Genomic DNA, 26,728 nt, shown 5'->3' on the forward strand with positions numbered 1-26,728 from the left:
CTTTTAGGACCCTAAAAATTTCAGGCGGTCTCGACGCCCTTGGTCTGTGGCACGGCGGCGGGCTTTTCCGCTGCCGGTTTTGCGCCGGGCTTTGCCGCCGGCGCGGCGGGCTTGGGCAGGAGGCCCGCGGCTTGGGCCAGGAGCTCTTGGGCGTCGAGCACGGCAAGGCCGGTCTTGAGCTTGCGGTTGACCTCGCCCAGGTGCTGCGAGCAGATGGGCGCGCAGCCGACGACAGTCGAGGCGCCCTGCGCCTTGGCGGCGGTGAGGATGCGCGCGGCGATGCGCTCGGCCGTCTGCGGGTACTGCTCGCGGACGCCGCCTCCGGCCCCGCAGCAGTTCCCGCGGACGATCTCAAGCTCCATGCCCTTCACCGCCGACAGCGCGGCGACGGTGGCGCCCTCGTCGCTTCGCATGCAGGCGGGAAGCGCGAGCACCTTGCCCCAAGGGGGCGAGGTGGCGGCGACGCGGCCGCTTTTGACCTGGGGCGCGAGCACCTCGGAGACGTGCTGGACCTGCACGTTCCAGTCGTAGCCCATCTCGTTGGCGACGGCGGCGTAGTGGGTCTTCATGGCGCGCGCGCACTCGGCGTCGGGCGTGACGACAAGCGACGCGCCGGATTGCAGGATCGCCTTCACGTTGGCTTCCATGTGCGGCCGCGCGGCGTCGTACTGGCCCGTCCACAGGAGCGTGTGGCCGCAGCAGGACTCGGCGGCGCCAAGGTGCGTCCACGCGACGCCCGCGGCTTCGAGGAGCTTGGCCGCCGCTTGCGCGGAGGCGGGGTGGCCGTAGGCGGCGCGGCAGCCGGCGAACAGAAGCGTGCCGGCGCCGGGCGTGGGCGAGAGCGCCGCGACGCCCTCGGGCAGGCTGGTCCAATTGGCGCGGTCGGCGCGCGGCTTGCCGACGATATTTCCGTTGGCCGCGGCCGAGAGCGCAAGCTTGCCGTGCGCGGGAAGCGCGCCGAGGGTCTCCACGAGGTCCTGCCGGAACTGCACGAAGCCCGCGACGAGCGGGATCTTGCTCGAGCAGGCGTCCTCGCAGAGGCCGCAGAGCGTGCACTCGAAGTGCTCGAGCTGGAGTCGCTCGCTGGCGGAGGCCTCGTTCTCGAGGACGGCCTTTGCGCCCCAGACGTGCCCCCGCGGGAGCTGCCCCTCCATCTGCTCGCCGGACCACACGGGGCACACGGCGTTGCAGATGCCGCAGGAGCTGCAGCTTGTCATCTCGTGGTGGAAGCCCACGACGCCGCCGGCCGTGACGCGCCCGATGGCCGCATGCACGCCAAGCTGCGTCGTGTCCTCGCGCTCGGGGCCGCGGTACGTGAGAAGGCCGCGCAGCTGCGCCATGAGAGGCGCGTTGAGCGCAAGGAACGTGCTCACGCGCGCAAACGGAAGGCCCTTCATGCGCGCGGGCACCATCTTGCCCGGGTTGAAGATCTCGTTCGGGTCGGTCTTCGCCTTGAAGTCGACGATGAGCTCGTGCTGGCCGCGGAGGCTCTCGCGCGCCTCGTGGGCGAGCAGGTAGCCGTGGACGTACGGGCGGCCGCCGTGCTTGCGCGCGATGCGGTGGAGCGCGAACATCTCTCCGAGGCTCGTTGCGTGCTCGGGCCGCCGCTCGTCCTCGGGGATCGCCACGGTGACGAGCATCTCCCCGGATCCGACGACCTGGCCGAAGGCGCCACGCGTTTCCGTCGAGACGTTTGCCAGCATGGCCGGCACGGCGCGCGCGACCTCGGACAACGGCAGGATCGTCTCGACGAGCACGAGGCTCGGTCCCGCGCGCTTGACGACCCACAGGTGGAAGCGGGCGTCCCACTCCGCGCGCGCGATCTTGTCGTCGAGGAGCTGCCCGCCGAAACGCTCGGCGTCGGCCTTGAGCGCGTCCTTGTGGAGCGCATGGTCGTCCTTGGAGAGGCCAAGGAGGAGGCCCGTCTTCGTGGGCGCGATCGTCTTCTTCTCGCCTGCCTCCTGGCGCATCTCGAGGTACGAGGAGGTGTACAGGTTTGCGCTGTGGACGGGGTAGCGGCCGGCGAAGACCGAGGCGGCCTTCGCCGCGCCTTCGAGATCGTCGAAGGCAAGCGCCAGGGGAACGATCTCCTGCTTGGCAACGACCGAGAGGCGCGCGCGCAGGAGAAAGCCCGTCGAGCCTTCGGCGCCGACGGCAAGGTCGAGCTCGCCGCCGCGAAGCGTGCGGAGCTTCTGGTCGGCGCTTAGCATCTCCACCTCGAGCACGGCGTCGCCGAAGCGGCCGTACTTCGCGCTGCCGTAGCCGGCCACGTTGGCACCGATGGCCCCTCCGACCGTGGCGCCAAGCGCCGTCTGGGGAACGACGCGCAGCGAGAGGCCCTCGGCCTCGAGGATGCGCTGGAGCTCCCACAGCTTCATCCCGCACTCGACGTCCACCTCGCGCTTCTCCTTGTCGATCGAGAGGACGGAGCGCAGGCCCGTGAGGTCCACGGAGATGCCGCCCTCGGCGGGCGTGGAGGCGCCGTAGGTGCTCGTGCCGCCGCCGCGCGGGACGAGCGGGAGGTTGAACCGGTTGCCAAGCTTCACGAGCTCGAGGAGGTCGCCGTGGTTGCGCGCGCGCACGACCGCGTGGGGCTTCGTGCGGAGGACCTTCTCGAGGTCGGGCAGGGGACCGCTTGTGCGCGGAAGGTCCGACGGGTCCTTCGCGTACATGTAGCGGTCGGCCTCGTCGAAGGAGACGGCGTCGCCGAAGATGAACCGGATCGCGCGCTTGAGCCCCTCGGGAAGCTCCGAAACCATGGGCGAGTACCGGTTCATGGTCCGGTCCGGGCTCGTGAGCGCTTCGAGGGGGTCCATCGGGGGCCGACCGAGTCGGGAAAAAGGAGGACCGTATTTAAAGATATAGAGGCGCGCGCGGGCGCCGTTCCTGCGCACGTGCGCAGGAATTCAGAGCGCGCCTGCGATCGCGTCGAGCGGCACCTCGCGCTGCTCGCCGCTTTGCATGTCCTTCACCGTCGCCACGCCCCGCGACAGCTCCTTCTCGCCAAGGAGCACGACGCTCTTTGCGCCCACCGCGTTTGCGTAGTCGAGCGACTTCGACGGCCCGCGGCGCATGAGATCCACGTCCACGGCAAGCCCCGCGGCGCGAAGCCGCGAGGCGAGGCGGAAGCCCTCCGCGCGGGCCTTCTCGCCGATGGGGACGACAAAGGCCGAAAGCTTGGGTGCCGGCGCGGCCGCGCGTCCGGCGCGTTCGAGGGCCACGAGCGAGCGGTCGAAGCCGAGCCCAAAGCCGATGCTGCCGACGGGCTGGCCGCCGAAGAGCTCGGCAAGCGCGTAGGCGCCGCCACCGCACACCTGGCTCTCGGCGCCAAGGTCCGGGCTGTGGAACTCGAAGACGACGCCCGTGTAGTAGTCGAGCCCGCGGACGACGCCAAGGTCGACGAGGAACGTGGGGACGCCAAAAGCCGGAAGGAGGCTCGCCACGTCGGCGAGCTCGGAGAGGGCGGTCATGGCGGCCGGGAAGCCGGCGAGGACGCCGCGGGCCCGTTCGATCGTGGCAGCCTCGCCCACGGTCGTGGCCACGGTCACGATCGCCTCGCGCTCCTTCTTGCCCACGCCCTTTGCTTCGAGGAAGGAATCCAGCGCGGCGTCCTTCTTGTCGATGCGGCGGTGCGCCTCGCCGCGGTCGGCGTCGTTGAGCGGAAGGCCCGCAAGGAGCGACTTGACGAGACCGACGTGGCCCACGCGAAGCTCGACGTTCTCGAGGCCCAGCGACGCAAAGCACGCGGACGCGAGCGCGACGACCTCCGCGACGGCCTCCGGTGTCTGCGGACCGATGAGCTCGCAGCCCATCTGCCAGAACTCGCGGTAGCGCCCGCTCTGGGGCTCCTCGTAGCGGAAGCAGTTTCCAAAGTAGAACCACTTCACGGGCTTGGGCGCGTTCTGGTGCTCGGCCACGTAGTAACGCAGCGCGGGCGCCGTGAGCTCCGGCCGAAGCGTGAGATCGCGTCCACCCTTGTCCTGGAAGTGGTAGAGCTGGCGCAGGACGCCCTCGCCGGACTTTGCCGTGAAGAGCTCGAGGTTCTCGAAGGCGGGCGTCGCGACCTCGCGATAGCCGAAGCGGCGCATGATCTCCCGAAGCTGGACTTCGGCGGCGCGTCGGCGCTCCATCTCCGCAGGCCCGAAGTCGCGCGTGCCGCGCGGCCGGGAGAACTCGGGCATGGACTCACGGTGCCGCGAGCACGACGCGCACGGCGTTGCGCGCGTCGACGGGCGTCCACTGGAACTGCGCGGTGGCGACCTCGCCGGGCGCGCAGGAGACGCGCTTCTCGTCGAGGAGGCTGTCGTTGAGGAACAAACGCACGAGCGTGGCGCCCTCGTTCCCGCCTTGGTTGCGGACGGTCACGGTCGTCGTGACGGGCGAGCCGACGACGGGACGCGAGGGTTCGTGGACGACGCTTGCCACGACGTACTTGGCCGGAGGCCCGGGCGCGGCGGCTTCGGGCGCCTCGGCAAGCCCCAGCGGCGACTCCGCGTCCTCGACCTCAGGCAGCGACGGGCGCGCGGCGGGAGCCGCGCCGGCCGCGACGACCTCGACGGACGCCTCCACGTTTGCGACCTTCGCCGGGCGCGAGCGGGCGGCGATCGCAAGCCCAACGAACTGCTGCGAGGGCGCGCTCCAGTCGGCCGGAGGCTGCACGAGGAGGCCCACCTCGCGCGTCTGGCGCGGCTCGAGCGCCACCTCGCGGGCCGCCAGCACCGCTCGCCAGGTGGGCGGAAGCGGCGCGAGCGTGAGGTCGAGCACGTCGGAGTGGTTGTGGCGGTTGGTGAGCTGGATCGTGATCGAAGCGGCGCGGCCGGGGCTCGTCCGCGGGCGCGCGGGGAACAGCCGCACGCGGAACGGCTGGCGGCGCGAGGCGAGGAACGCGAGCAGAACGACGATCGCAAGGATGCCGCCGATCAGCAGAAGGCCAAGGAGGTCGGCGCTTGCGCGAAGGCTCGGGGGAAGGTACGGCGAGAGCGCGCGGCCCAGGGGGCCAAGGGAAGAGCCCGTGCCGCGGTTGCCGCCGCCGTTTCCGCCGTCGCCGTCCTCCTCGCCGGGCACGTCGGGCGTCCCGATGGGGCGGCTTGCCGCGCTCAGCGGGTTCGTCCCCTCGCGGCATTCGAGCGCGTTCGAGTAGCGGTCGCCGTCGTCGTCCGTGTTGGGCGTGCTGTCGGCCCGGAAGGGATCCGAGCAGTTGGCCTCCTCCACGTCGTCGGCAAACCCGTCGCCGTCGGTGTCCACCGGGTTGGCGATGGGGCTTTGCACGGTCGTCACGAGCGACAGCTGCGCCGTGCCGCCGTTGATCGTCTGCACCAAGACGGTCGTGGTCGAGGACGTTCCCGCCTGCGCGCCCCTTGGCGGCGTGACGCGGATCGTGGCCGTGCCGGCCCCCACGGAGGCAAGCTCGATCGCCGGCGGGTCGGCCGCGGCCGTCCAGCCCGAGCCCGTCGTGGCAAGCGCGAGGTTTGCCCGGTCCGGCTCGACCTGGAGGTTCACGACGCGCACGGTGAAGGAGGCCGCCTCGCCCGCGCGCGTAGTCCGCGAGGATCCGCCCACGGCTTCGATCTGCACGCGGCCGGGCGGGATGAGGTCGAGCGTGACGTTGAGGACCGAGGGGAAGTTCGTGCCGCCCACGAGAACCGAGGGCGGGGGAACCTGGTTCTCGACGCCCGGCTGGAGCTCGACGCCCGTGTCCCGCAGCGCGAGCACGATCGTGTCGCCGCGTTCCATGCGCAGGCCCGTGAACTCGCCAAAGTCGAAGCGGCCGCGCGTGGGCAGCGAGACGCACGAGCCTCCCACCGGCACGCAGATGGCGTGGAACGCAAACGACACGAGCGAGCGGTTCGTGCCGAGGTCCGTCACGACGCCGTCGGCCGTGACGTGCTGCAGCATCGCCTCGATCTCCCGCTGCGCCGTCGCGGGAAAGGGTTGCTGGGCTTGCGCCTGGAACCACACGGAAGCGTTGGCGCCCCCGCGCAGGCGCTGGATGTCCTCGAACGGAGGCGCGACCCAGAGCGTCCGGTTCTCCACGGACAGGGGAACGCGCGTGGAATCGGCCGTCGTGGGCACCTGGGCCGACATGTTGCGGCCGGAGATCCCGGCGAACTGGGTCTCGCCGGACAGAAGATAGAAGGTCGTGGGCCCGTCGTAGGCCGACGCCGACGGCGCGAGGGCGACGAAGAGGAGCGCCGGAACGAGCAGCGACGCGACAAACGATCCGGTCTTGCGCGACACCGGTTCCACCAACGGGCGGTCAAGACAAGGGAAGCGGTAATAGTTTTTGTGGTCTGGAACGCCGATCGCCACCGCGCGCCCGGCGGCGCCCGAGCGCCTCGCGCTTGGCATGTCCCCAAGCTTTTTCCCTATGCACGAACTCCGGAGGCCCGAAATCCCATGCCCGAGGCGCAAAAGGCCAAGGACGCGCCCGTGTCCAAGGCGGAGAACTTCTCCGAATGGTACAACGACCTCGTCGAGCGCGCCGAGCTCATCGACAAGCGCTACCCCGTGAAGGGCATGGACGTGTGGCGGCCCTACGGCCTTGCGCTCATGAACGCGGTGGACCGCGAGATCCACGCCCAGATGACCGCCACCGGCCACCAGGAGGTCCGCTTCCCCGCGCTCGTTCCCGAGACGGAGTTCCAGAAGGAGGCCGACCAGATCAAGGGCTTCGGCTCCAACGTGTACTGGGTCACGCGCGGCGGCAACAACGACCTCGACGTGAAGCTCCTCCTGCGCCCCACGAGCGAGACGGCCATGTACCCCATCTTCTCGCTGTGGGTCCGCTCGCACGCCGACCTTCCCCTCAAGACGTACCAGATCGTCAACACGTGGCGCTACGAGACGAAGCAGACGCGCTCGTTCATCCGCGTCCGCGAGATCCACTTCTTCGAGGCCCACACCGTCCACGCGACCTACGAGGACGCCGAGGCGCAGATCGCAGAGGACCTCGCGATCTGGTCACGACTCGCCGAGAAGCTGTGCCTGCCCTACGCGCTCAACCGCCGCCCCGACTGGGACAAGTTCCCCGGCGCGCGCTACTCGATCGGAGCCGACGTCCTCATGCCCCGCGACGCGCAGATCGGCGCCTACCGGACCTTGCAGGTCGCCACGATCCACCAGTACGGCGACAACTTCGCCAAACCCTACGACATCCGCTACGAGACGCCCGGCGGCGAGCGCCTCCACGCGCACCAGACGACCTACGGCATGAGCGAGCGCCTCCTTGGCGCCATCGTCGGCGTGCACGGCGACGACCTCGGCCTCCTCCTCCCGCCGCAGCTCGCCCCCGTCCAGGCCGTGATCGTGCCCATCCTGTTCAAGGGCAAGGAAGGCCCCGTGCTCGAGAGCTGCCACACGGCCGCGCGCGAGCTTGCCGCCGCCGGCATCCGCGCGCACGTGGACGAGCGCGACCTCACGGCCGGCAACAAGTACTACCACTGGGAGCTCCGCGGCGTGCCGCTACGCGTCGAGATCGGACCCCGCGACGTCGAGAAGGGCGAAGCCGTCCTCGTCCGGCGCGACACGAAGGAGAAGACCACGGCCAAGCGCCCGCAGCTTTCCGCCGCCGTAGGCGACGTGCTCGCCAAGGTCCAAACGGAACTCTACGCCCGCGCGCAAGGCATCGCCAAGGGACACGAGACGTGGGCCAAGGACGCGGCCGACGCCAAGCGCGCCGAAGGCGTCGCGCTCGTCAACTGGTGCGGAAAGGAATCGTGCGGGCTCGACCTCGAAACGAAGACCGAGAAAGCCATCCTCGGCGTTCCCGTCCGGCCCGAGTTTACGCAAGGCAAGCTCACGTTCGTCGAGGAGATGCCCCCACGCGGCGCGTGCGTGACGTGCGGCACGGCGGGGAAGCACGTGCTAAGGGTGGCGAGGACGTACTAGGATCCTTGAAGGGCCGCACCAGATCACGCGGTGATAGTTCGGGACAATGGACACATTCCCCTATCAGGACTCAAGAGATCCAGAGCGAACGACGCGTCCAGGTGATGCACCGGAAGCGCCCCTGCAAGAAAAATATTGCTGCACCGCATTCCCGTAGTTTGCACTTAACAGCATGGGGTTCGCCCAGAACCCTTCTGTTTTGTAGGAGAGGAATAGCATGGAAAAGTATGACAGCCTAAAGGCTGAGTTGCCGAGCATCGCGAACGCCGTAAGTCTGTTTCCTGCGCCGCTCCAGTTGCGCGTAATGGAGCTGATGTTTGCGGAATTTTTGGCCGACCGCTTTGGAGCCAAACCGGCCGTGGCGATTTCCGGCCAAGAGTCTCGGCCGAAAGTTACGAGCAACGGTGGCGGCCCTCTGGTTCTGGAGGCCGACGGTCGAAAGGAGATCCCCGGCATCGCTGTTGTCGACGGCGAGGGGAAACTTGCCCTGACGATCCGAGACCCAAAGGCGTCGAGCGCCTCGGAGGCGGCGAAGCGCATTGCGTACGTCACCATTCGTGCCAGCCAGCTTCTCACCGGTTCTGAGACGGTCTCGTCAAAAGAGACTGTGGTCCCAGCCCTGAGGGAGTGGCGCCTGCTGAGCGGCGGCATCCGCCAGTCGCTGGCCAGCGACCGTGGTCTGCACCGTGAGGGTCGCGATCTTCTTTGGCTTGACAAACCCGCCCAGAGCGAGGCGGACGAGTTTATCAAACAGATTCTCGACCCGAACGTAAGTGGCTCGTGGAAACCGGGGCGTGGCCGAAGCTCTCCGCGAAAGAACGGCGAATCCACCTCTGATTCCTCCGACGAGAGTGGCGACGATGACACCGGTGAAGAAAGTCTCTAGGATCGAGACCGCTCTTCGATAAACTGAATCAGTTCATGGACCAGCGGCCGAAGGTCGGCCGCGGTCCTCTCAATGTCAACCGCCATCGTTTGATATGAAATATGATGGGCCGCTAGATCCCCCGTCTTTTTTACGGCGTCCATAGTGCGCCGGGCATTTCGATTATGCACGATAGATGCGGCCAAAACAATCAGGTCTTCCAATGGCAAGAAAACTTTTCCACGCTTGACCTCGACTTCCCTATTTGCCACGAGGAACGCCTTGATAATGAGCGACTCCAAGAGTCGACGCATCAGGACCGCCGCGGCATCATAATACCCCAGTTCATAACAACCATTGATTTGGGCGAATAGGAACCGTAACGCGCCGGTTTGTCCGTCGGCCCACTCGATGGGAAGGATTCCCGGGCCGATCGGTTTCGGTTTCTTTGCGAGCAGCGGCGCCAATCGTTCATCAAGTTCACTTCGGCGACGTAGGTCGAGTTTGATCCCGCGTGGGGTAGATCCCCTAACAGCCCATCCTTGAGCAAATAATTGGTCAAAGAGTCGCGTAGGATTCGGTCGGGAAAGCCCAAGGTCCGAAAGTTCTCTGCACAAGTCCGCAATTCGATGCTCGGACTTGCCATGGACCGTGAGATCATACCACAACAGCGCCGCAGCAAGTTGCGGCTGCGTGTACCGTTCGTCAACGAGTTTGCGCATCAAACGATCTTTTTCGATCAATTCTTCTTCTAATTGCAGACCTCACATTTGGCTGTTCCCGTCGCCTACTGGGATTCCCGATGACCGCGATGGTCCCGGAATTCGAACGGGACCAATCCTTCCGCCGGCCCCGTATCTTTCTTATTCTCTTCGGACGTCGCATCTATGCGCCGTAGGCCCCAAACTGTCTCCGCCTGATCTCTTCCATCTGCAAGAGGCTGTAGACATCCCCCGCGCGGCGCGTGCGTCACGTGCGGCGCGGCGGGGAAACACGTGCTAAGGGTGGCGAGGACGCATTAGCGCCGCCGGCCGGATTTGAACCGGCGAAGCCACGAATGGCAACTCGCTTCTCGAACGAGCGCTATTTCCGATCTAAGCGACGGCGGCAGCGGGCGCGCTCTGCCCGCAGGTTTCGAGAGCCAGTCACAAGTCTTAAGATTCCGGACGAGCCATCCGAAACTGTCGGACGAGTGCTAGCCTCCGGATCTCCGGAGGTCCCGACCAAGCGACGGGGACCCGCCGGTTTTTCGGCGGGTCCGCTCTTTGATCTGGGCGCGAGCCCGCCGTGATTCCTGCGCATATGCGCAGTAAGGCTTCTTTCGCCCATCCCCCGGCGCGGGTTCATGCCCAACAAGCGCCATGCCGCCGCCGGAGGCTTCTCCGCATGGACCCCGTCGTGCACTTCGAGATCCCAGCCGACAACGTCGAACGCGCCAAGAAGTTCTACGCCAGCCTGTTCGGGTGGCAGCTAAACGACGTTCCCGGCATGGATTACACGCTTGCGAACACGACGCCCGTCGGGGCCGACCAGCGGCCCACGACGCCGGGCGCGATCAACGGGGGCATGATGAAGCGCCAGAGCGCGCAGCAGCGCACGAACGTCGTGATCAAGGTGAAAAGCATCGACGCGACGCTGCCGCGCATCGTGCAGGAAGGCGGAAAGATCGCGATGGAGAAGACGCCCGTGGCGGACATGGGCTTCACAGCGTACTTTCAGGACCCCGAGGGGAACGTCTTGGGGCTCTGGCAGGACGCGACGGCGCGGCAGTAGGAAGGCGCGCCGAACCGGAGGGCGCCTAGGCGTCGGAGTCGAGCACCCAAGCTCCGCCGCTCATACGTTGGTGCCCACGCTTCAAAAGATGTAGCGCTTACCCACCGCGATCGGGTCGACGGCCGGGCCGAGCGCCTGCGCGAGCGCGCCCATCGCCCTCCATCCGGTGCAGTGGCCCGGGGCGACCACGCGCAGGTCGAGCTGCCGCATCGCGTTGACGGTCGGCTCGATGATCGATTCGGTGCCCCCCGCGAGGTGGAAGCCCCCGATGACGGCGTGGATCGGGACATCCGGATGCAGGGCGCGCGCGTGCTGCAGGACGTTCACGACGCCCGCGTGTGAGCAGGCGGTGAAGACGACAAGCCCCTTGCCCGCGACGCGCAGCCAGAGGGCTCGCTCGTCCAGGAGCAGCGGGTCGGGCTCCCAGCTTCCGTCGGCCGCCTGGCGCTGATGGCCCGGGAACCCACGTTCGAACGGCGTGTTGCGGGGAATTTCGCCGCTGAGTTCGAACGTGCCGTCAAGGAGCGTGTGCCGCGTCTCCGTCGCGTCCCGCCGCGCGCCGTGGCGCTCCAACGAGTCGGGGCTTGGGACCTCGCCGAAGCGGAGGAACACGCGCGGGGTTTCCAGGCCGCGCGCGACGAACATCCCGTCGTGCGCGTGGAGGGGGACGTCGGCTCCGCCGTTGCGCTTGCGGATGAGTTCAAGCGCGGCAAGCAGTCCTCCCGCGTGATCCCAATGCCCATGGGAGAGCACGACCGCGTCGACGGCGCCCATGTCGGCATCCAAGCGCGCGACGTTGCGGCGGAAGCTCTCCTCGTCCGGTCCGGCGTCGAAGAGCACCGTCCGCTTGGCGGTGCCGCGCGTGGCCGTTACAAGACAGGAGAAGCCGTGCGAGGCGTGGCAGAGGTTCTCGCCCGCAAGCGCAAGCCCGCCGCGGCGCGCCAGTCCGGCAAATTCCGTCTGCGCGTGTGGCGGGACCGTCGAGAGACCGTCGGTCGCGTTGTCCACGAGGATCCGTATCTCGACGCTGTCAACGGCATGGAGTTCGGTCATGCGGATCGGCGGTCAACGGTCCGCGGCCGGATAAACCGTCCGGGGCTTCCCGGCCAACAAGGTCGTGCCCCTCTCCGCGATCCTCGACCCCACCTCCCCGGTGGCTCCCGCCATTCTGCGGTAAGGCACCCTCGCGCGGAACCCCCGCGGGGCCGGTTCCTCTACGATCTCGCGACAAGGTTCTTGTCCCCCGACGCCCACTGGGGCGCCGGGAGTGGCATGCGAGCGATGGCTGGGTTCCGTCCGTTGGTCTTGTGCGCGGTGTTTTCGTTGCTCTTGGCGCCCGCGGCGTCCGGGTTCTTCAACGACGACGACTACCACGAGGTGGTCCTTTTCACGTGGGACGAGTCGACGCTCGACGTCGTCATCGTTCCGCCGATTCACCCGTTGGTTACGTACCGCGTCGAGGCCGTGAAGCAGAGCGTGCAGGCGTGGCAGGACGGCATCGACGAGATCGGCGGCTGGCTGTCGGGCCGCGTGGTCCTCAACACGTTCACGATCGGCGACGTGGCCACGCCCACGATCGACCACGTGGCCGATCCCGAGGTGATCGTGCTTCTGTCCACGGAGCCGGGCGTGCTTGGCATCGGCATCCCGTGGGACTTCTTCGTCTGCGAGTTTGCGTTTGGCGAGTCCCCGTATTCCCTCCCGGCGGCCTTCGAGCGGGCGCTTGCAGGCGCCCACCAGCACGAGGGCTCGCCGTGGGCCGTGTTCCGGGCGTCCTCGTGCCGCGACTCGACGGAGAACGTCTGCTTTGTCGTCAACACGAACTGGATGATGTACCAGAACGGGATGTACGATCTCAACGCGCACGAGTTCGGGCACTGCCTTGGCATCGGGCACGTCGGCGACGCCGGCGACTTCAAAGCGAAGAAGTTTCCCGCCACGGACATCATGAGCTACCAGCACGACCCCAATCGCGTGCACTGCGTAAGCACGCTCAACATCCTGGCGATCCAAGTGGCCTTCGCCGGCGTGCTCGGCGAGACGCCGCCGCCCACGGAAAGTCCCTCCTGGCGCTCGTGGCGCGTGTTCGTGCGGCAGGCGCCGGCGGACTACGGGCAGGTGTCGTGCCTGAATCCGCCTTACGCGCCGCTCGACGAGTGCCAGTGGGATTTGATTCCACGGCTCAATTGCCAGTTCGTAGCTCCGAACTAGGCCATCCAAGGGCTGTCGAAAAGGGCGGGGAGAGGGAGGCAGCCGCCGGTCCTCGAAGGCAGGACGACCGGCGGCCGTTGGCGTCAGGCGGGAAGCGGCGCCGGGCCGCCGACGAGGCCCGCGAACCGGCAGGTCCAGCAGGCCACGACCACCGTGGCCACGGGGGCGGTCGCGAGGATCCGCCCGCAGTGCAGGCATTGCACGTTCGCAGCTTCCATGGTAATCCCATGGCATGCGCGAGGATATGAAACGCCATCGTCGTCCTTGGTCCGCGCGGCAACCGGATGGTTGTACGGGGCAAGGAGGGGAGGTTCGAACGGGGAGGGAAGAAGGAGTCCCGCCGGCTCACGGGAGGGAAAGCCGGCGGGGAGGCTTCGGGGGTTTGTCGTCGCGCCCTACAGGTGGGTCTGCGTGGCGCGTACCAGTCCTGCGAACCGGCAAGACCAGCATTGGAGGATCGGAGCCGCCGAGCCCACGTTGCGCGCCACGAGGACGCCGCATTGCGTGCAGCAGAGGTCCGCTCCTTCCATGGATGCCCGTTGGCCTTCGTGCGAGATAAGCAGAGTGGTCGGACTCTTTGAGGGGGGCAACCGAAAGGTTGCGCGGCGACGACAACGGGTTGCTACCGGAGGAGCGCCGAGGGAAGCTTCGTGGAGCCGGCCTCGAAGCGGTGGAGGGAGCCGCCGTGGTCGACCACGTAGAGCTCGCCGGCCTCGTCCTCGCCAAAGGACGTGATGCGAAGCTGCGTGCGGAGGATGGGCTCGCCGCGCCATTCTCCGCCCACGCCGCGAAGGCCCCACACGGTGCCGGTGCAATAGTCGGCGAAGAGGTACACGCCGCGCAGCGCGGGAACCTGCGCGCCCCGGTAGACGTACCCTCCCGTGACGGCGCACGTGCCGGCCTGGCGCAGCGGGTAGGTGAACACGGGGAAGGTCGCCTCCGTGGCGGTCTCGCCGGAGCGGTGGCGCGTGGTTCCCTCCCAGACGTTCCAGCCGTAGTTTCGCCCGGCGGCCGAGGCGGCGGGGACGTGGTTCACCTCCTCCGTCCGGTCCTGGCCGACGTCGGCGATCCAGGCGTCGCCGGTTTGCCGGTCGAACGAGAAGCGCCACGGGTTGCGAAGCCCCAAGGCCCAGACCTCGCCCGCGAATCCCGAGCGGCCCACGAAGGGGTTGTCGCGGGGAACCTCGTACGAAGCGCCCGAGACGTCAAGCCGCAGGATCGAGCCAAGGAGCGTGGCGGGATTCTGTCCATGCCCTTGCGGGTCGCCGCCGCTTCCGCCGTCGCCCAGGCCCGCGTACAGCATGCCGTCGGGGCCAAAGAGGACAAGCCCGCCGTTGTGGTTGGCAAAGGGCTGATCGACCGAGAGGATCACGCGGCCGCTTGCGGCGTCGGCGCGGTCCGGATCGTCCGCGCGGACGAGGAAACGCTCGATCGCCGTGTCGCCGCGCGCGTCCGTGTAGCTTGCAAAGAAGCGGCGGTTGCGCGCAAAGTCCGGATCGAACGCGATCGAAAGAAGCCCCTGTTCGCCGCCGCTTCGGACCTTGTCGCGAAGGTCGAGGAACGGCCGCGCCCCCACGCGCCCTTCGGCGAGGATCTTGACGAGGCCGCCCTGCTCCACGACGAAGAGGCGGCCGGTGCCGTCGTGGGGCGAGACGATCTGGATGGGTGACGAGAGGCCCGTGGCGACGCGGACGAGCTCGAAGCCCGCCTCCGGGTCCGGCCCGGGACCGCCCGGCGGCGGAGAGCCGGGGGGCGGGCCCAGGCAGCCGGAAAGCGCAAGGACGACGGCAAGCGCCGTCGCTCGCGTCACCTTCGCGCCTCCTGCGATTCGATCTTCTTGGCCGCGCCCTTCACGACGCCCATGAGGCGATGGAACTCCCACTTGCCGAGCATGGCGCGGCCCAGCAGCCGGCGGAAGGTGACGTTGGCGATCTTGACGCGGTGCTCGGGAAGCGCAAGCGCCCGCACGAGGCGGTCCCACTGCGCAAGCAGGACGTCCGTTTCCTGGCGGCTTGCGAGGCGGTATCCCCGCGGCTCGTACCGCTGCGAGAAGAGCTCGTAGAAGACGATCGCGGCCGCGTGGCTCAGGTTCATGCTGGGATAGTCGGGGCTCGTCGGGATCTTCACGACGACGTCGCAACGCTCGATCTCGGCGTTCACGAGGCCAAAGTCCTCCCGGCCGAACAGGAGCCCGACGGTGCCCTTCACGTTCCAGACGGGCGCGGCGAAGTCGCGAAGCGGCGTGGGAGCGCGAAGCTGGCGCTTCTCGTTGCGCGCGACATCGCTTGCCGTTCCCACGGCGTAGTCGATCTCGTCGAGCGCCTCGTCGAGCGAGCGCGCGACGCGCGCCTTCTCGATCAGGGGCCAGGCGTGGAGCGCGCGCTCGCGGGCCTTGTCGCCAAGCGGAGGCGGGTTCACGAGCGTGAGCCGCGAGAGCCCGAAGTTGGCCATGGCGCGGGCGACCGCCCCCACGTTGCCCTCGACCTTGGGATCGACGAGGACGACGACGAACTCGGGCACGGCGGCAAAGAAGGTCGGCGACGAATTAAGGCTGCCGTCGGGTCAGAGTCCGCGCTTGCTCCGCGAGGACGTGGCGACGCCTTCGAGCGCGGGATCGATGCGCTTCTTGTAGGAATCGGGAAGGCGGCGCGCGATCTCCTCGGCCTCCTTGCGGATGGCGAGCACATCGCTCTTCTTCTCGACGCGCAGCGTCTTTGCGAACTTGCGCCGAAGGTACACCTGCTCGACGAAGTAGTAGCAGGCGACGAGCGCGACGAAGCCCGACACGGGCATGAGCAGGAGGTTCCACTCGCGCACGGCGGCGATGTACGACGCGAAGGCCTCCGGCGCAAGCCCCGCGCCAAACAGCGAGAAGAGCAGCAAGCCCAGGAAGACGAAGAAGAAGCTCCCGCTGAAGGGGAGCATGTAGTTCTTGAAGAACTTGTAGCCGAAGGACATCGAAGGCCGGGAGAAAGGAAGGCGAGTTTAAACCTTTCTGAACGCCCGGCGCCTAGCGGGCGAGGTGGGGCAGCAGCAGCGGGACGAGGATGAGGCCCAGGATGAGAAGCCCCGTCGTCCACGTGATGCGGCGCGCCGTCCGCTCGACGCGATCGAGCTTCTCCTGCGTCTGCGCGTCGAGTCCCCGCACGCGCAGGCTGCGGTCGTCGAGGCGCTCGACCACGATCCGGTCGCCCGGCACGCCGAGGATCCGGCGCAGGATGCCTCGAACGCTCGTCCGGTACATCTGGCCGCCGTCGAGCGGCCCGGCTGGAAGCGCGTTGAAGGTGCCCACCATGAGGTTGAGCCAGAAGATCCAGTACATGGCGTTGGCGAGCACGAGGGTTCCTCCGACGCCAAGCGCCGAGAAGGGCCCGTCCTTCACGGCGTAGAACGTTGCGAGGTCGTCGGGGAATGGGGACAGGCCGGCGAAGGGAAGGCCGATGAAGAAGCCAAAGCTGTTCCATCCGCCGGCAAGCGGCTGCGTCTGGAGCTGGATCAGGTCCTGCATCGAGGGCGGCGGGCACCGGTCGCACACGACGGGGTAGCCGCCCTGCGAGGTGAGGTTGAGCGTGCCCACGCCAAGCCACGGGCGGCCAAAGTAGCTCTGGTTGTTGGCTTGCGGGAAGTGCGCGGCGAAGTAGCCGTAGCGGTCGACGAGGTGGACCTCGCGCTCGACGACGCGCCCGTCGGGCTGGAGGATGCGAAGGCCGATCGTGTCGTACACGTTCTTTCCCTCGAGCCGCCGGCTGAACTCGATCGTGTTCGCGACGGGCCGCGCGTCGACGTGCGTGAGCACGCTGCCGCTCCGGAGGCCCGCCTCCTCCGCGGGCGAGCCCGGGTACACGACGGAGACGCCCACACCTTCGCTCTTGACCGCAAGCGCCCCCCACGCGGAGGTGAACACGAGCGCGCACAGGAGGGCGACCACGAGGTTCGAGGTGACGCCCGCGGCAAAGACGCGGTTCTTGACGCGCGTAGGGGCCCGCTCCATCTCCTCGTCGTCGGGCTCCACGAAGGCGCCGATGGGCACGATGAAGAAGATGAGGCCCATCGACTTCACCTTGAGGTCGTGGGCGCGAGCGAGGATGCCGTGGCTGTATTCGTGCACGATGAGGGCGACGGCAAGCGCGAGGATGCCGTACCACAGCGGGATGAGCGGGTTCAACCCGGGAAGCACGAGGAGCTGCTCGGGCGGCACGGCCGCGCGCGAGGCCACCACGGGGTTCGTGGCGAAGATCCAAAGCTGGAAGAGGAGAAGCGCGAAGATGCCCGCGCCGGCCACGATCGTCGCCACGACGCCCACGTCGCCGGCCACGCGCCAGAACGATTTGGCGCGCGCGAGGCGGTCCATGAGGCGAAGGCCCTTCTCGGTGCGCCAGAGGATGCACGCTCCAAGCGCAAGCTCGAAGTTGGGCCCCGAGAGCTTGCCGCGGAAGCGCAGGACGAGAAGGACGACGAGGTAGAGGTTCAGGGCCGCCAGGAACAGCAGCAGCCCGTCGAACGATGCCATCTCGCGAGCGCATACTCGCCCGCATCGTTTAAAGGTTCGCGTGCGCCCGAAGTCTTGATAGGACCTTCCTTCCTACGCAGCCGCATGCCCGCTCCCGGTCCACGCGACGACCTCTCGGAAGTGCTGTTTCTGTACACGGTCGCCGCCAGCGAAGCGGAGGCGCGGCGCGTCGCCTCGCACCTTCTCAAGCGGCGCCTGGTCGCCTGCGTGAACGCCTTCCCCGTCTCGTCCCGCTACTGGTGGAAGGGCAAGATCGAGTCCGCGTCCGAGGTCGCGATGGTGATGAAGAGCACGCAGGGCCTCGTGCGCGAGGTCGCCAAGGAGCTTCGCCGCGTGCACTCGTACGACGTTCCCGCGCTCGTGGCGCTTCCCGTGGCCGAGGGGCTTGGCGCCTACCTCGACTGGGTGCGCGGCGAGACGCGCGGCCCCCCGCTCTCGAAGGCGGTGAAGCCCATCAAGGCTCGAAACGGACGGGCACGCGCGGGGCGACGAACTCGTCGATCAGGCGCTTGGCCCAGGCGAGCTTCCTCCGCTTGACCTCGGCGTCCTTGCCCTCCTTGGGCGCGGGACGCGAAAAGTCGAACCCCGTGAGAACGAGCTCGCGCGCGCCGGCTGCGGCGGCCAGGAAGCAGGCGCGGTCCCCGTCGGTGAATCCGCCGGCGTTGACGAGCTTTCCTTGCGGACGCGCTTGCGTGGTGCCAAGCACGGGACCGGCAAACTCGGGCACCCAGCGCTCCAAGGCGTCGCGGTTGTCCCCGTGCGCGGCCACGCACGCGATGGCGCCGCGGTCGTTGGCCCAGAGTTGGTCGCGCACGTCCCCGTCGAGGTCGGTCACGACGACGGCCGGGAAGACGGCCTGCGCGACGCATGCGGTGGTGGCGGCGTCGCAGGCGACGACGACGTGGTCCTCGGCGAGCGAAGCGAGGCTTTCGGACGGGGCCGGACCGGCCACGACGACCGTCTTTTGGCCAAGCCTACGGGCAAGCGCGCCAACGTCGACGCGCTGCCGGCACCCATCGAGCAGGCGGTCCAGACGCGCCGCGGCGGCCTCGTCCTCGGGAATCGAGTACCCGAAGTCGCGCGCGATCTGGCGGTAGAGCGGCTCCCACGCGGGCCATTCCATGGCCCATCACCGGGCGGGCACGCCCGCGCGCGCGTTCCACGACTTGAGGTACGCGTTGCTCGCCGCGCCGGCAAGCGCAAGGAGCAGGCCCGCGACAAGCTGCAGGAACTCGATCGTGGCCAAGCCCAGCGACTCGCCTTGGAGCGCCCGCGCCATCGAGGCGAGGATCGCCGAGCCGATGAGGCCCGTGGCGATGGCCGAGAAGGGAAGCGGCCAGTAGGGCGAGACGTCCTCGTCCTTCAGCATGGCATCGATGATGCGGCCCGAGAGGTGGATGATGAACGCGAGCACGAACCACCAGATGAGCTGCGCTGCGACCGTGACGACGTACGCCGGCAGGTTGCCGCGGTAGTCCGTCCCGGCAAACGTGCTGAGAAGCCCGTTCACGACGACAAGGAGCGCCACGACGCCCGTGTACACGACAAGCTCGCCCGAAAGGAGGCCCGAGGCGACGCGCGAGGCGAAACCGCGCGCGGTGGCGAAGAGGTGCAGCGCTTTGAGGATGAAGTACGTGCCGATCGTGAAGGTGATGGCGCCGATTCCCTTGTCGGCCTGGCCGGCAAGCGCGAAGGCGCCGTACACGACAAGGCCAAGCGCAAACGGGATGACAAACGTGCGGCGGACCTTGTCGTCCTCGAGGGCCTTCTTGACGACGTAGAACGTGCCCTCGATGTCCGCGTTCTGCTTCACGATGATGCGCCGCACGGCCTCGACGCGCACGCGGCTTGTGACAAGCGGCAGGATGAACTCGTCCTCGGCGCCGTCGGTGACAAAGACGCACCGGTCCGCCTGGATGCGGGAGAGGACCTCGTCGAGCTGGCGGGTGATGCCCGTGTCGCTCGTGAGCCCCACGCGCTTGTCGCCGCAGATCGTCACGATCTCGGCGTCCACGCCCTCGCGGCGGAGCTGGTCGTAGATGTTGATGGCCCCAAAGAGGGCGTTCGTGTCGCTCTCCTCGGGGTCGGCGATGCCCATGAGTGTGGCCACGCGAAGGTTGTTCTCCCGACCGATGATGGGCGAGCCGGCTCCCACCTTCTCGCCAAAGTCGTTGTCGCGGTCGATGCACAGAACAAGCGTCTTCATGGGAGGGCAGGCGCCCGATTTCCCCTGCACCGTATAAATAAGCTCTGAGACAGGACACGAAGCAAGCAAGGGGCAAGCGCGCGCTTTCGGGTTGACGAGAGCGTCGCGGGAACGTATTTAATCCCGCAGAACGCCTGGCGCTCGGGTGCCGCCCGTGCGCCTCGCGCTTGCCTTGTTCGTCGTCGTGCCCGCCGCCTCGCTTTCCGGCTGCCTTGGCCCGTCCGCCGAAAACGGGACGCTTGCGCCTGCCGACCTGCCGCTCGTCGATCGCCTGGCGCCCGTGCTCTTTGGCGGCTACCTGCACGAGTACTTCGACATTCCCGTCGACGGCCCGCAAGGACGCATCTCGATCCACCTCGACCTGTGGCGCCCCGACCCGGCCACGTTTGTCGGCGACGACGCGTCGCTTGCGGAGGCGCCCGCGCCCGTCGTGGTCGACATGGGCCCGTACTTCGGGTCGATCAAGCGCGGCGAAGACCGCCGCACGTCCCACTACGTGCACAAGTGGATGTTCGAGCACATGATCCCGCGCGGCTACGCGTTTGCCGCCGTCGAGAACGCGGGAAGCGCGGGCTCGACGGGCTGCTGGGACTTCATGGGGCCCAACGAGGTGGCCGGCGCGGCCGCCGCCGTCGATTGGCTGGGATCGCAGCCCTGGAGCAACGGCAAGGTGGGCATGATCGGCAAGAGCTACGACGGCATGACGCAGATCATGGCGGCAAGCCGCAATCCGCAGCACTTGGCGACGATCGTTCCGGTGGCGCCGCTCACGCACGCCTACGCCGGCGTCTACATGAACGGCGTGCCCTACCTCGGATTCTGGGGCGGCGCGCTTGCCGCCTACACGGTCCTGACGGGCATCGCAGACATTCCCACGCACACGCCCGAGCGCGTCCCGAACGCCGTCGCGCGGGCGCCGCACATGGCCCAATGCACGCCCGAGAACGTCGTGGGCGGCCTTGGGAACCTCGGCGACTACAACGAGTACTACCAGAAGCGCGACTTCCGCGAAAGCGCAAAGACGCTCTCCATCCCCGTCTTCTTCATGCAGGGGTTCCTCGACGCAAACGTGCGCCCGGACAACGCCTTCCCGTACGTGAACGACCTCCCCGGCCCGAAGATGGTGTGGCTTGGGCAGTGGCGCCACGACTACGCGAACGCCACGTGGGCCGGCCGCGAGGACATGTACCTTGCGCTCCACCGCTGGTTCGACCGGTGGCTCCTTGGCATCGACAACGGAATCGAGAACGAGCTTGGCATCGTAGTCCAAGACTCGCAAGGCAACTGGCGCCGCGAGGAAACGTGGCCCCCCGCCGACGCGCAGCCGCTCCTGTTCCGCTTGGCCGAGGGCCGGCTCGTCGCCGACCCCGCCGCGCAGGGAACCTTCTCGCGCTTCGTCGACGACGGCAACCCCGAATGGCACCTTGGCCGCGCCCGGCCCGTGCAAGCGCCCCTGCCAAACTACGTCGTCTACTACGGCGAGCCCCTGACGCACGCCGCGCACGTCGCCGGACCGGCCGTGCTCGAGATCCACGTCAAGTCCAACGGTCCCCGCGGCCAGATCGTCGCCTTGCTCCTCGACTGCCCCGCGACCGGAAGCCACGAGTGCGACCTCGTCGCGTACGGCGCCATGAACCTCCTCCACCGCAACGGGCTTGCCCGCGGCGAGCCCCTCACGCCGGGGGAAGCCGTGCGCGCGGTCTTCGAGCTGCAGCCGCGCGACTACGTCTTTGCCGCCGGGCGCGTGCCCGCGCTCGTGCTCGCCGGCACGGACGGGCGGTTCTTCATGCCCGAGCCCACGCGCAACGTCCTCACGATCTTCGAGGACGACGAGCGCCCCTCGAGCCTCCAGCTTCCGCTTGTCGCGCGCGGACCCGAGACGGTGCTGTTCACCGCCTGCGGCGTCTACCAGAAGAGCTTGCCTTGCTACGATCCCGAGCGCAAGGACGCCTACCACGCGACGAAGGCCTAGGGTCCCGACACGGGCGGGACCTTCGACAGCTCGCCGGGCGAGAGCGCGACCGCCTTCTTCCACACCCACGCGCCGTGCTCCTTCGCAACCTCCTCCACGCGGGGCGCAAGGTCGGCCGGAAGCAAGAGCACGTTGCGGCGCAGGAGAAGGTGGGGCTTGCCCGCAAGAAGGCCCGGGCGCTCGCGGCCGCGGTCCGTCCAGCCAAAGAGCGCGCGCTGGAGGCGGTTCATGGAGGTGCGCGAGGCGGCGGGCGGGTGCCCGTAGACGAGGACGAAGCCGGCGGCCATCGTGCGATGAATGTTCATCGCAGGCTTGAAGGCTTCGCCGGCAAGCTTCAAGCGCGCCGCGCGGCCTCCCTCGCGCATGCTCCTTGAGCGCCGCATCGTGGGCCGCATGCAGAACTTCACCTACCTCGTGGGCGACCCGCAGACGAAGGAGGCGGCCATCGTCGACCCGAGCTTCGACGCAAGCGTGCCGGTGAGCCTCGCGCGCACGCTTGGCTACGAGGTGACGCACGTCTTCAACACGCACGAGCACTTCGACCACGTGCAGGACGACGCCGTCGCGCGCAAGCTCACGGGGGCAAAGGTCGTGGCCCACGAGGCGGCCGACATCGACGAGAAGGACGTTTCCGTGCGCGACGGCGAGATCGTGCGCGTGGGCAGCCTCGACGTGAAGGCGCTCCACTGCCCCGGCCACACGCCAGGCAGCACGAGTTGGCTCGTCCACGACCCGGCGGGCGTGGGCCACGTGTTCACGGGCGACGTGCTCTTCGTGGGCAACTGCGGCCGGTGCGACCTTCCCGGAAGCGACCCCGCGGCCATGTGGAACACGCTCCACAACGTGCTCGGCAAGCTTCCGGACGAGACGGTCGTGCTGCCCGGGCACGACTACGGCCCCACGCCGCAGAGCACGATCGGCCACGAAAAACGAACCAACTACACGATGGCGCGCATGACGCAATCCGAGTTCGTCCGCTTCGTGCTGTCGCCCGGCTGAGCGCCGGGACGGACCTTGGAATCGTCCGCGCGCGCTACGGGGCGTCCCTCATCCTATTTTCGCGCCCGCGTCGCAGTGCGGCTGATGGAAGCCACGGTCATCATCCCCGTACTGAACGAGGGACCGCGGCTTGCCCGCTGCGTGGAGGCGGTCGCCCGCCAGGAGGGCGCGAAGTTCGAAATCCTCGTCGTGGACGGCGGCAGCACGGACGGCTGCCTGGCCGCCTTGCGGTGCAGCGAAGCGACGGTCGTCCACGCGCCCGGCCTTGGCGTCTCGGCCTCGCGCAACCTGGGCGCCCGTCGGGCGCGCGGGCACGTGTTGGCGTTCACGGACGGCGACTGCGTGCCGCGGCCGGGGTGGCTTCGGACCTTGCTCGACCGCGCCTCGGAGCCGGGCGTGGGCGGCGTGGGCGGGGCGTTGCGTCACTCGGCTCGCGGCTTTGCCGGGCGCGCCGAGGACCTCGAGACGACGGCGTTCTACCGGGGGTACATCACGAGCAACGTCGCCTACCACGCGGACGTCTTCCGCGAGGTCGGAGGGTTCGATCCCTCGCTGCGCTGCGCGGAGGACTGGGACCTCGCCTGGCGCGTCATGGCCATGGGCCACGACCTCGTCTATTGTCCGGAGGCCGTGGTGGAGCACGACCCGCCGGAGAACGAGGGGTACTCCTCCTTCCTTCGGAAGCAGTTCTGGTACGCGCGCAACGACGTCCCCGTCCTGCTTCGCCGGGCGCGCGGCGCCAACGGCCCGGGCCGCCGGAGCGCGCGGGAGTTCCTGGGCGGCGCCCTGTACCACGCCGCAAGCCTCGCCCTTCTGGGCTCGGTCGTGGGCGCGCCCGCCGGCGCCGTCCTGTGGGGCGGCTGGGCCCTCCGGCGCGCGCTCATGGTCCGTCGCCGCAACGCGTACGCGAGAGGGCGCGTCGCGCACCTGGCCGCCCACTTCGCCCTGAAGAGCCTCGCGCGCGGGGCCGGCACGTGGGTGGGCCTCGCCGACGTGGCCCGAACGGGTCTGGCCGCGCGGCGGCAGGTCCCGGAGGGACCTGCGCGACCCCTCAAATCCGAGAAGCGCACGAACGTGCGCGCATGAAGGCGCCCGATCCTCTCCTGTCCGCCATCGACCGCTTCCCCGACCTCGACGCGCGCCTTGCGCGCACCGTGACCCGCCTCTCCGAGCGCATGCCCCAGGCGGCCGAGCGCGTCGGCGCGCCGCGCGACGGTTGGGACGCCGCGCTTGCGTCCTGGGCGCGCGACTGCCGGCGGATCGAGCGCGCCATCGTGGAGGTCACGAAGGTGCGGTGCAGGATCCCCGACGGGGCGCCCACGCGCTAGAAGAGGGGCTCCTCGCCAGGATACGTAGGCACGCCAGCCACCACGCGGGCGAGCTTCGAAAGCTCGTGCGGCTTGATCGAATCGGGTCCAAGCAGATGGACGACGTCTGCCCCGCGCGCCACGGCGGCGTCGGCCAGGAGATTGCGGTGGCAGCGCCACGGGACGGCCTCGGCGCACATGACCACGGTGGGCGACTGCGCGGCTTTGGAAAGAAGATGGGAAAGCGCGGCTTGGAACTCCGGTGTTGCCATGTGGTCCGCGTAGGCGCGGAACATGCCGCTTCGAAGCGCCGTGTTGCGCGAGCCGGGCTTGGGCTTCCGTAGGCCGCCCAAGGCGGGCGCGTGCTCGTACGCGATGCCGTGCTCGGCCAAGGTCACCGACAGGGCGTCGCCGCTTGCCCACGGGACCCGGCGTGAGGCGGGAACCGTGCGGACGTCCACGAGGAGGCGGACCCCGTGCGCCCCGAGGGTTTCGAGGAAACGGGCGAGATCCTGGTTCGAGTGACCGATCGTGAAAAGCCGCGTTCGGCCTCACGCCTCGGGAACTTCGGCCGCCTTCGCGGCCTTCTGCAAGCGCTGGCTTCTCTGCTTGGCATTGAAGCCCGTCACGCGCTCGAGGAACTGGTTCCACACGGTCATCGTCTGACGCGCCACGTCGGTGCTCGCCTCGCGGTCCGTCTCGGAATCGATGGCGATCTTGTCCTTCGCGAGGACCTTCACGCGAATCCGCTTGATGGCGCCGAAGGTTGCCGTGAGGTACCCATCGCCGTCCTGCGTCACGGTGCCGAAGGCCTCCTCCATGACCTTGCGCAGTTCGTCGCCCTCGATCGTCTTGTAGTGGCCGCGCTTGATCTCGTATTCACGCATGGGGACCGCAGGGTTCAAATCCCCGCGGGACTAAAAAGGATGACGGAGCCGTCCCATGGTCGTTCCCGGCCTTTGCGTCGTCTGCAGCCGGCCCGCCACCACGAGCTGCCGCCTTTGCGGCTCGATCGTGTGCCAGGCGCACGCCGTCGGACCCGCCGGCGGCTGCGCCCGCTGCCTGGGATCGAGGATCTGACGCGATCCGCGCAAGCGCGATATAGCACAAGCGCGTAGGCCAAAGGCGTGATCCGGTTCCTGGCGACGCTCGCCTTGCTCCTTGCGGCCCTTGCCGTCTCGGGCTGCACGAGCCCGCCGAATCCTTCCTCGCCCTTCGTCGGCAAGACGGCGCCCGAGGTCTCCGTCGTGGACGTGCAGGGAAACGCGCTGAGGCTCTCGGAGCTTCGCGGCCGCGTCGTCGTCCTCGACCTCATGGGCGTGAACTGCCCGCCGTGCCGCGAGCAGATGCCCTACTTCGTCCGCTTCGCCGACCGCCACGGCGGCGGCAACGCCCAATCCGGAGAGGGCGTCGTGATGATGAGCGTCGACCTCGCCGCAACTTTCCCGGGCCTTGGCGCGAGAAACGACGACGAGGTCCGCGCGTTCGCGCAGGAATACCGCGCGGGCTGGCATTTCGCACAGGACCTCGACTCGGCTGTCGGGACCGCGTACCGGCCCGTGGGCCTGCCCACGGTCGTGATCGTCGACGCAAACGGAGTCATCCAGTTCCGCAAGGACGGCGGCGTCGTGTCCGACGAGACGCTCGAACGCGAGCTCCAACGCATCGGGGGGCAGACGGCCTGACCGACCCCGTCTTCCTCCTGCAAGCCTTCGCCGTGGGCCTCCTCGCCTTCTTCGCGCCGTGCACCGTGGCCATGCTGCCCGCGTACCTCGGATTCTTCCTCGGCCGCGACCTTCCGGCGCCCGCTGCTCCCCTCGCCGCCGCGCGGGCGCAGATTCCCATGCTTCGCGCCTACGCCGCGCTTGCCGCGCTCGCAGGCGCCGCGCTTCTTGTCGTCGGCGCCCTTGCGATCGTCGACCGCGCCACGGGCGTTCGCGAGCTGTCGCCCGTCGACGCGGCAGCCGTGCTCGCCGGCGTCGCCCTCCTCGTGCTTTCCGGCTACGCGCTCGTCGGCGCCGAGGCGCGCCGGGGCCTCCGGATCGGGCTTGTCACGACCGCCGGCCTCCTCTCCGTCTTCCTCCTCATCGGCCTTCCCGCCTCCGCCGTGCCCGGCCTCCTCAACGCCGCCACGCTTGGCGTGCTCGTGGCCGTCGTCGCGATCGCGCTCGTCGCCCTTGGAATCCTCTCGCTCGCCGGCAAGGACTTCTCGCTTGCGATCCCCTTCCGCGCTCCCGCGACGCGCACCGACGCGAGCTTCTTTGCCTTTGGCGCAGGCTACGGCCTCGTCAGCTTCGGCTGCAACTTCCCCCTCTTCGCCTTCGTCCTCCTCTCGCCCCTTGTCGTCGGCGACTTCCTCGGAAGCCTCGCCGGCTTTGCCGCCTACGCGCTTGGCAAGGGAAGCCTCCTTGTCGTGGCAAGCGTCTCCGTCGCCACCTCGCGCGGACTCACGCGCGAGCGCATGCTCCTAGTCCTGCCCCACGTCAAGCGAGCGACGGGCGCCATCCTGATCGCCGCGGGAGCCTACATTCTGTGGTACTGGTGGACGGTCCTCCGGCCGCCGTAGGCCTCGTCGGCGACCGCCACCGAGAAATGTCCCTGAACCACGTTGACACGAGGGACGTGACCTTGCCCTATGCCCCGCTGCACCGCCTGCGGCATCGAATTCACGACCGCCCGCGAATACGAGGACCACGACCGGTACGCCCACCCGCACGAGCCGTCGAAGGTCGTTTGAGGCCCAGAGGACGCCGCCCGCGCATGGTCAAAAGGCTGAAAAAGGGACGAACGGGTGCGGGGCTAGTCGCGAGTCGCCAGCCCCGTGGCGCTCGTGGAATCCGCCCTGCGGTCGGATTCCCCGGCGCCCGTGGCTAGCTTCGCTAGCCCCGTGGTGTAGCGGCCAATCATGCGGGACTTTGGATCCCGCGACTCAGGTTCGAATCCTGACGGGGCTATAGAACCGGGGTCTTGAACCCCGGATCGTACACTTGCAGAATAC

The 26,728-nt window shown here is 68.4% G+C and carries 28 protein-coding genes and 2 tRNA genes; 13 read left to right on the plus strand and 17 right to left on the minus strand.

Annotated elements, in window-relative coordinates:
* Positions 1–20: 20 nt before the first annotated feature.
* The 3 genes from VM681_08980 to VM681_08990 all read right to left on the minus strand — a co-directional run bounded on the left by VM681_08980 (position 21) and on the right by VM681_08990 (position 6,246).
* Positions 21–2,816, minus strand: coding sequence for an FAD-binding and (Fe-S)-binding domain-containing protein (locus VM681_08980; GenBank protein HVL88118.1), 2,796 nt, complete (start codon positions 2,814–2,816; stop codon positions 21–23).
* A 90-nt stretch (positions 2,817–2,906) separates the two neighbouring features.
* Complete coding sequence (gene hisS, locus VM681_08985; GenBank protein HVL88119.1) at positions 2,907–4,181, minus strand: histidine--tRNA ligase; 1,275 nt, start codon at positions 4,179–4,181, stop codon at positions 2,907–2,909.
* A gap of 4 nt (positions 4,182–4,185) precedes the next feature.
* On the minus strand, positions 4,186–6,246 hold the full coding sequence (locus VM681_08990) for a CARDB domain-containing protein (GenBank protein ID HVL88120.1): 2,061 nt from the start codon (positions 6,244–6,246) through the stop codon (positions 4,186–4,188).
* Between the two features lie 150 nt (positions 6,247–6,396).
* Here VM681_08990 and proS point away from each other — a divergent pair, with 150 nt between their 5' ends.
* Positions 6,397–7,887, plus strand: coding sequence for a proline--tRNA ligase (proS, locus tag VM681_08995; protein HVL88121.1), 1,491 nt, complete (start codon positions 6,397–6,399; stop codon positions 7,885–7,887).
* A 217-nt stretch (positions 7,888–8,104) separates the two neighbouring features.
* Entirely contained in the window at positions 8,105–8,773 is a 669-nt protein-coding gene (locus VM681_09000; protein ID HVL88122.1) for a hypothetical protein, read from the plus strand.
* On the opposite strand, the gene VM681_09005 is transcribed toward VM681_09000, so the two are convergent.
* Together VM681_09005 and VM681_09010 are read right to left on the minus strand one after the other, a co-directional pair.
* Positions 8,770–9,495, minus strand: coding sequence for a hypothetical protein (locus tag VM681_09005; GenBank protein HVL88123.1), 726 nt, complete (start codon positions 9,493–9,495; stop codon positions 8,770–8,772). The two genes, VM681_09000 and VM681_09005, sit on opposite strands and share 4 nt — an antisense overlap.
* 279 nt (positions 9,496–9,774) lie before the next feature.
* Positions 9,775–9,861 (minus strand) — tRNA-Leu (locus VM681_09010).
* A 277-nt stretch (positions 9,862–10,138) separates the two neighbouring features.
* On the opposite strand from VM681_09010, the gene VM681_09015 reads away from it, so the two are divergent.
* Positions 10,139–10,525: a VOC family protein gene (locus VM681_09015; protein ID HVL88124.1), complete on the plus strand. Its 387-nt coding sequence runs from the start codon at positions 10,139–10,141 to the stop codon at positions 10,523–10,525.
* An 81-nt stretch (positions 10,526–10,606) separates the two neighbouring features.
* Here the strand turns inward: VM681_09015 and VM681_09020 are convergent, their stop codons facing one another.
* Positions 10,607–11,578, minus strand: coding sequence for an MBL fold metallo-hydrolase (locus VM681_09020; protein ID HVL88125.1), 972 nt, complete (start codon positions 11,576–11,578; stop codon positions 10,607–10,609).
* A 276-nt stretch (positions 11,579–11,854) separates the two neighbouring features.
* Here VM681_09020 and VM681_09025 point away from each other — a divergent pair, with 276 nt between their 5' ends.
* Positions 11,855–12,736: a hypothetical protein gene (locus VM681_09025; protein ID HVL88126.1), complete on the plus strand. Its 882-nt coding sequence runs from the start codon at positions 11,855–11,857 to the stop codon at positions 12,734–12,736.
* Positions 12,737–12,819: 83 nt separating this feature from the next.
* On the opposite strand, the gene VM681_09030 is transcribed toward VM681_09025, so the two are convergent.
* The 6 genes from VM681_09030 to VM681_09055 form a co-directional block, all read right to left on the minus strand.
* Entirely contained in the window at positions 12,820–12,954 is a 135-nt protein-coding gene (locus VM681_09030; protein ID HVL88127.1) for a hypothetical protein, read from the minus strand.
* Positions 12,955–13,131: 177 nt separating this feature from the next.
* The gene (locus VM681_09035; GenBank protein ID HVL88128.1) at positions 13,132–13,266 is read right to left on the minus strand and encodes a hypothetical protein; all 135 of its coding nucleotides are present in this window, start codon (positions 13,264–13,266) and stop codon (positions 13,132–13,134) included.
* A gap of 92 nt (positions 13,267–13,358) precedes the next feature.
* Entirely contained in the window at positions 13,359–14,546 is a 1,188-nt protein-coding gene (locus VM681_09040; GenBank protein HVL88129.1) for a PQQ-dependent sugar dehydrogenase, read from the minus strand.
* Positions 14,543–15,256: an RNA methyltransferase gene (locus VM681_09045; protein ID HVL88130.1), complete on the minus strand. Its 714-nt coding sequence runs from the start codon at positions 15,254–15,256 to the stop codon at positions 14,543–14,545. The genes VM681_09040 and VM681_09045 overlap by 4 nt, the downstream gene beginning before the upstream one ends.
* 42 nt (positions 15,257–15,298) lie before the next feature.
* Complete coding sequence (locus tag VM681_09050) at positions 15,299–15,694, minus strand: hypothetical protein (GenBank protein ID HVL88131.1); 396 nt, start codon at positions 15,692–15,694, stop codon at positions 15,299–15,301.
* Positions 15,695–15,746: 52 nt separating this feature from the next.
* A complete protein-coding gene (locus tag VM681_09055; protein HVL88132.1) occupies positions 15,747–17,246 on the minus strand; it encodes a site-2 protease family protein in 1,500 nt (499 codons plus the stop codon).
* 84 nt (positions 17,247–17,330) lie between these two features.
* Here VM681_09055 and cutA point away from each other — a divergent pair, with 84 nt between their 5' ends.
* Positions 17,331–17,783: a divalent-cation tolerance protein CutA gene (gene cutA / locus VM681_09060; protein HVL88133.1), complete on the plus strand. Its 453-nt coding sequence runs from the start codon at positions 17,331–17,333 to the stop codon at positions 17,781–17,783.
* Here the strand turns inward: cutA and VM681_09065 are convergent.
* Both VM681_09065 and VM681_09070 read right to left on the minus strand, forming a co-directional pair.
* Positions 17,701–18,369, minus strand: a complete 669-nt coding sequence (locus VM681_09065) for a 6-hydroxymethylpterin diphosphokinase MptE-like protein (GenBank protein ID HVL88134.1) — start codon at positions 18,367–18,369, stop codon at positions 17,701–17,703. The genes cutA and VM681_09065 overlap by 83 nt on opposite strands.
* Positions 18,370–18,375: 6 nt before the next feature.
* On the minus strand, positions 18,376–19,452 hold the full coding sequence (locus tag VM681_09070) for a DUF373 family protein (GenBank protein ID HVL88135.1): 1,077 nt from the start codon (positions 19,450–19,452) through the stop codon (positions 18,376–18,378).
* A gap of 145 nt (positions 19,453–19,597) precedes the next feature.
* Between VM681_09070 and VM681_09075 the strand changes: the two genes are divergently transcribed.
* The gene (locus VM681_09075) at positions 19,598–21,424 is read left to right on the plus strand and encodes a CocE/NonD family hydrolase (protein ID HVL88136.1); all 1,827 of its coding nucleotides are present in this window, start codon (positions 19,598–19,600) and stop codon (positions 21,422–21,424) included.
* Here VM681_09075 and VM681_09080 read toward each other — a convergent pair.
* A complete protein-coding gene (locus VM681_09080; GenBank protein ID HVL88137.1) occupies positions 21,421–21,789 on the minus strand; it encodes a hypothetical protein in 369 nt (122 codons plus the stop codon). The genes VM681_09075 and VM681_09080 overlap by 4 nt on opposite strands.
* Here VM681_09080 and VM681_09085 point away from each other — a divergent pair.
* From VM681_09085 to VM681_09095, 3 genes are all read left to right on the plus strand, one after another.
* Positions 21,788–22,423, plus strand: a complete 636-nt coding sequence (locus tag VM681_09085; protein ID HVL88138.1) for an MBL fold metallo-hydrolase — start codon at positions 21,788–21,790, stop codon at positions 22,421–22,423. The two genes, VM681_09080 and VM681_09085, sit on opposite strands and share 2 nt — an antisense overlap.
* A gap of 84 nt (positions 22,424–22,507) precedes the next feature.
* On the plus strand, positions 22,508–23,509 hold the full coding sequence (locus VM681_09090; protein ID HVL88139.1) for a glycosyltransferase: 1,002 nt from the start codon (positions 22,508–22,510) through the stop codon (positions 23,507–23,509).
* Positions 23,506–23,751 (plus strand): hypothetical protein, encoded by a 246-nt coding sequence (locus tag VM681_09095; protein HVL88140.1) that lies wholly within the window; start codon positions 23,506–23,508, stop codon positions 23,749–23,751. The genes VM681_09090 and VM681_09095 overlap by 4 nt, the downstream gene beginning before the upstream one ends.
* Here the strand turns inward: VM681_09095 and VM681_09100 are convergent.
* Both VM681_09100 and VM681_09105 read right to left on the minus strand, forming a co-directional pair.
* Entirely contained in the window at positions 23,748–24,260 is a 513-nt protein-coding gene (locus VM681_09100; protein ID HVL88141.1) for a DUF488 domain-containing protein, read from the minus strand. The genes VM681_09095 and VM681_09100 overlap by 4 nt on opposite strands.
* A gap of 21 nt (positions 24,261–24,281) precedes the next feature.
* The gene (locus tag VM681_09105; protein HVL88142.1) at positions 24,282–24,617 is read right to left on the minus strand and encodes a DUF5611 family protein; all 336 of its coding nucleotides are present in this window, start codon (positions 24,615–24,617) and stop codon (positions 24,282–24,284) included.
* Positions 24,618–24,672: 55 nt separating this feature from the next.
* Here VM681_09105 and VM681_09110 point away from each other — a divergent pair, with 55 nt between their 5' ends.
* From VM681_09110 to VM681_09125, 4 genes are all read left to right on the plus strand, one after another.
* The gene (locus tag VM681_09110; GenBank protein HVL88143.1) at positions 24,673–24,810 is read left to right on the plus strand and encodes a hypothetical protein; all 138 of its coding nucleotides are present in this window, start codon (positions 24,673–24,675) and stop codon (positions 24,808–24,810) included.
* 47 nt (positions 24,811–24,857) lie between these two features.
* Positions 24,858–25,415: a TlpA disulfide reductase family protein gene (locus tag VM681_09115; protein HVL88144.1), complete on the plus strand. Its 558-nt coding sequence runs from the start codon at positions 24,858–24,860 to the stop codon at positions 25,413–25,415.
* 32 nt (positions 25,416–25,447) lie between these two features.
* Positions 25,448–26,296 (plus strand): hypothetical protein, encoded by an 849-nt coding sequence (locus tag VM681_09120; GenBank protein HVL88145.1) that lies wholly within the window; start codon positions 25,448–25,450, stop codon positions 26,294–26,296.
* A gap of 315 nt (positions 26,297–26,611) precedes the next feature.
* A tRNA-Gln gene (locus tag VM681_09125) sits at positions 26,612–26,684 on the plus strand.
* Positions 26,685–26,728: the final 44 nt, after the last annotated feature.

This window comes from Candidatus Thermoplasmatota archaeon, from assembly GCA_035541015.1.
GTDB lineage: Archaea > Thermoplasmatota > SW-10-69-26 > JACQPN01 > JAIVGT01 > DATLFM01.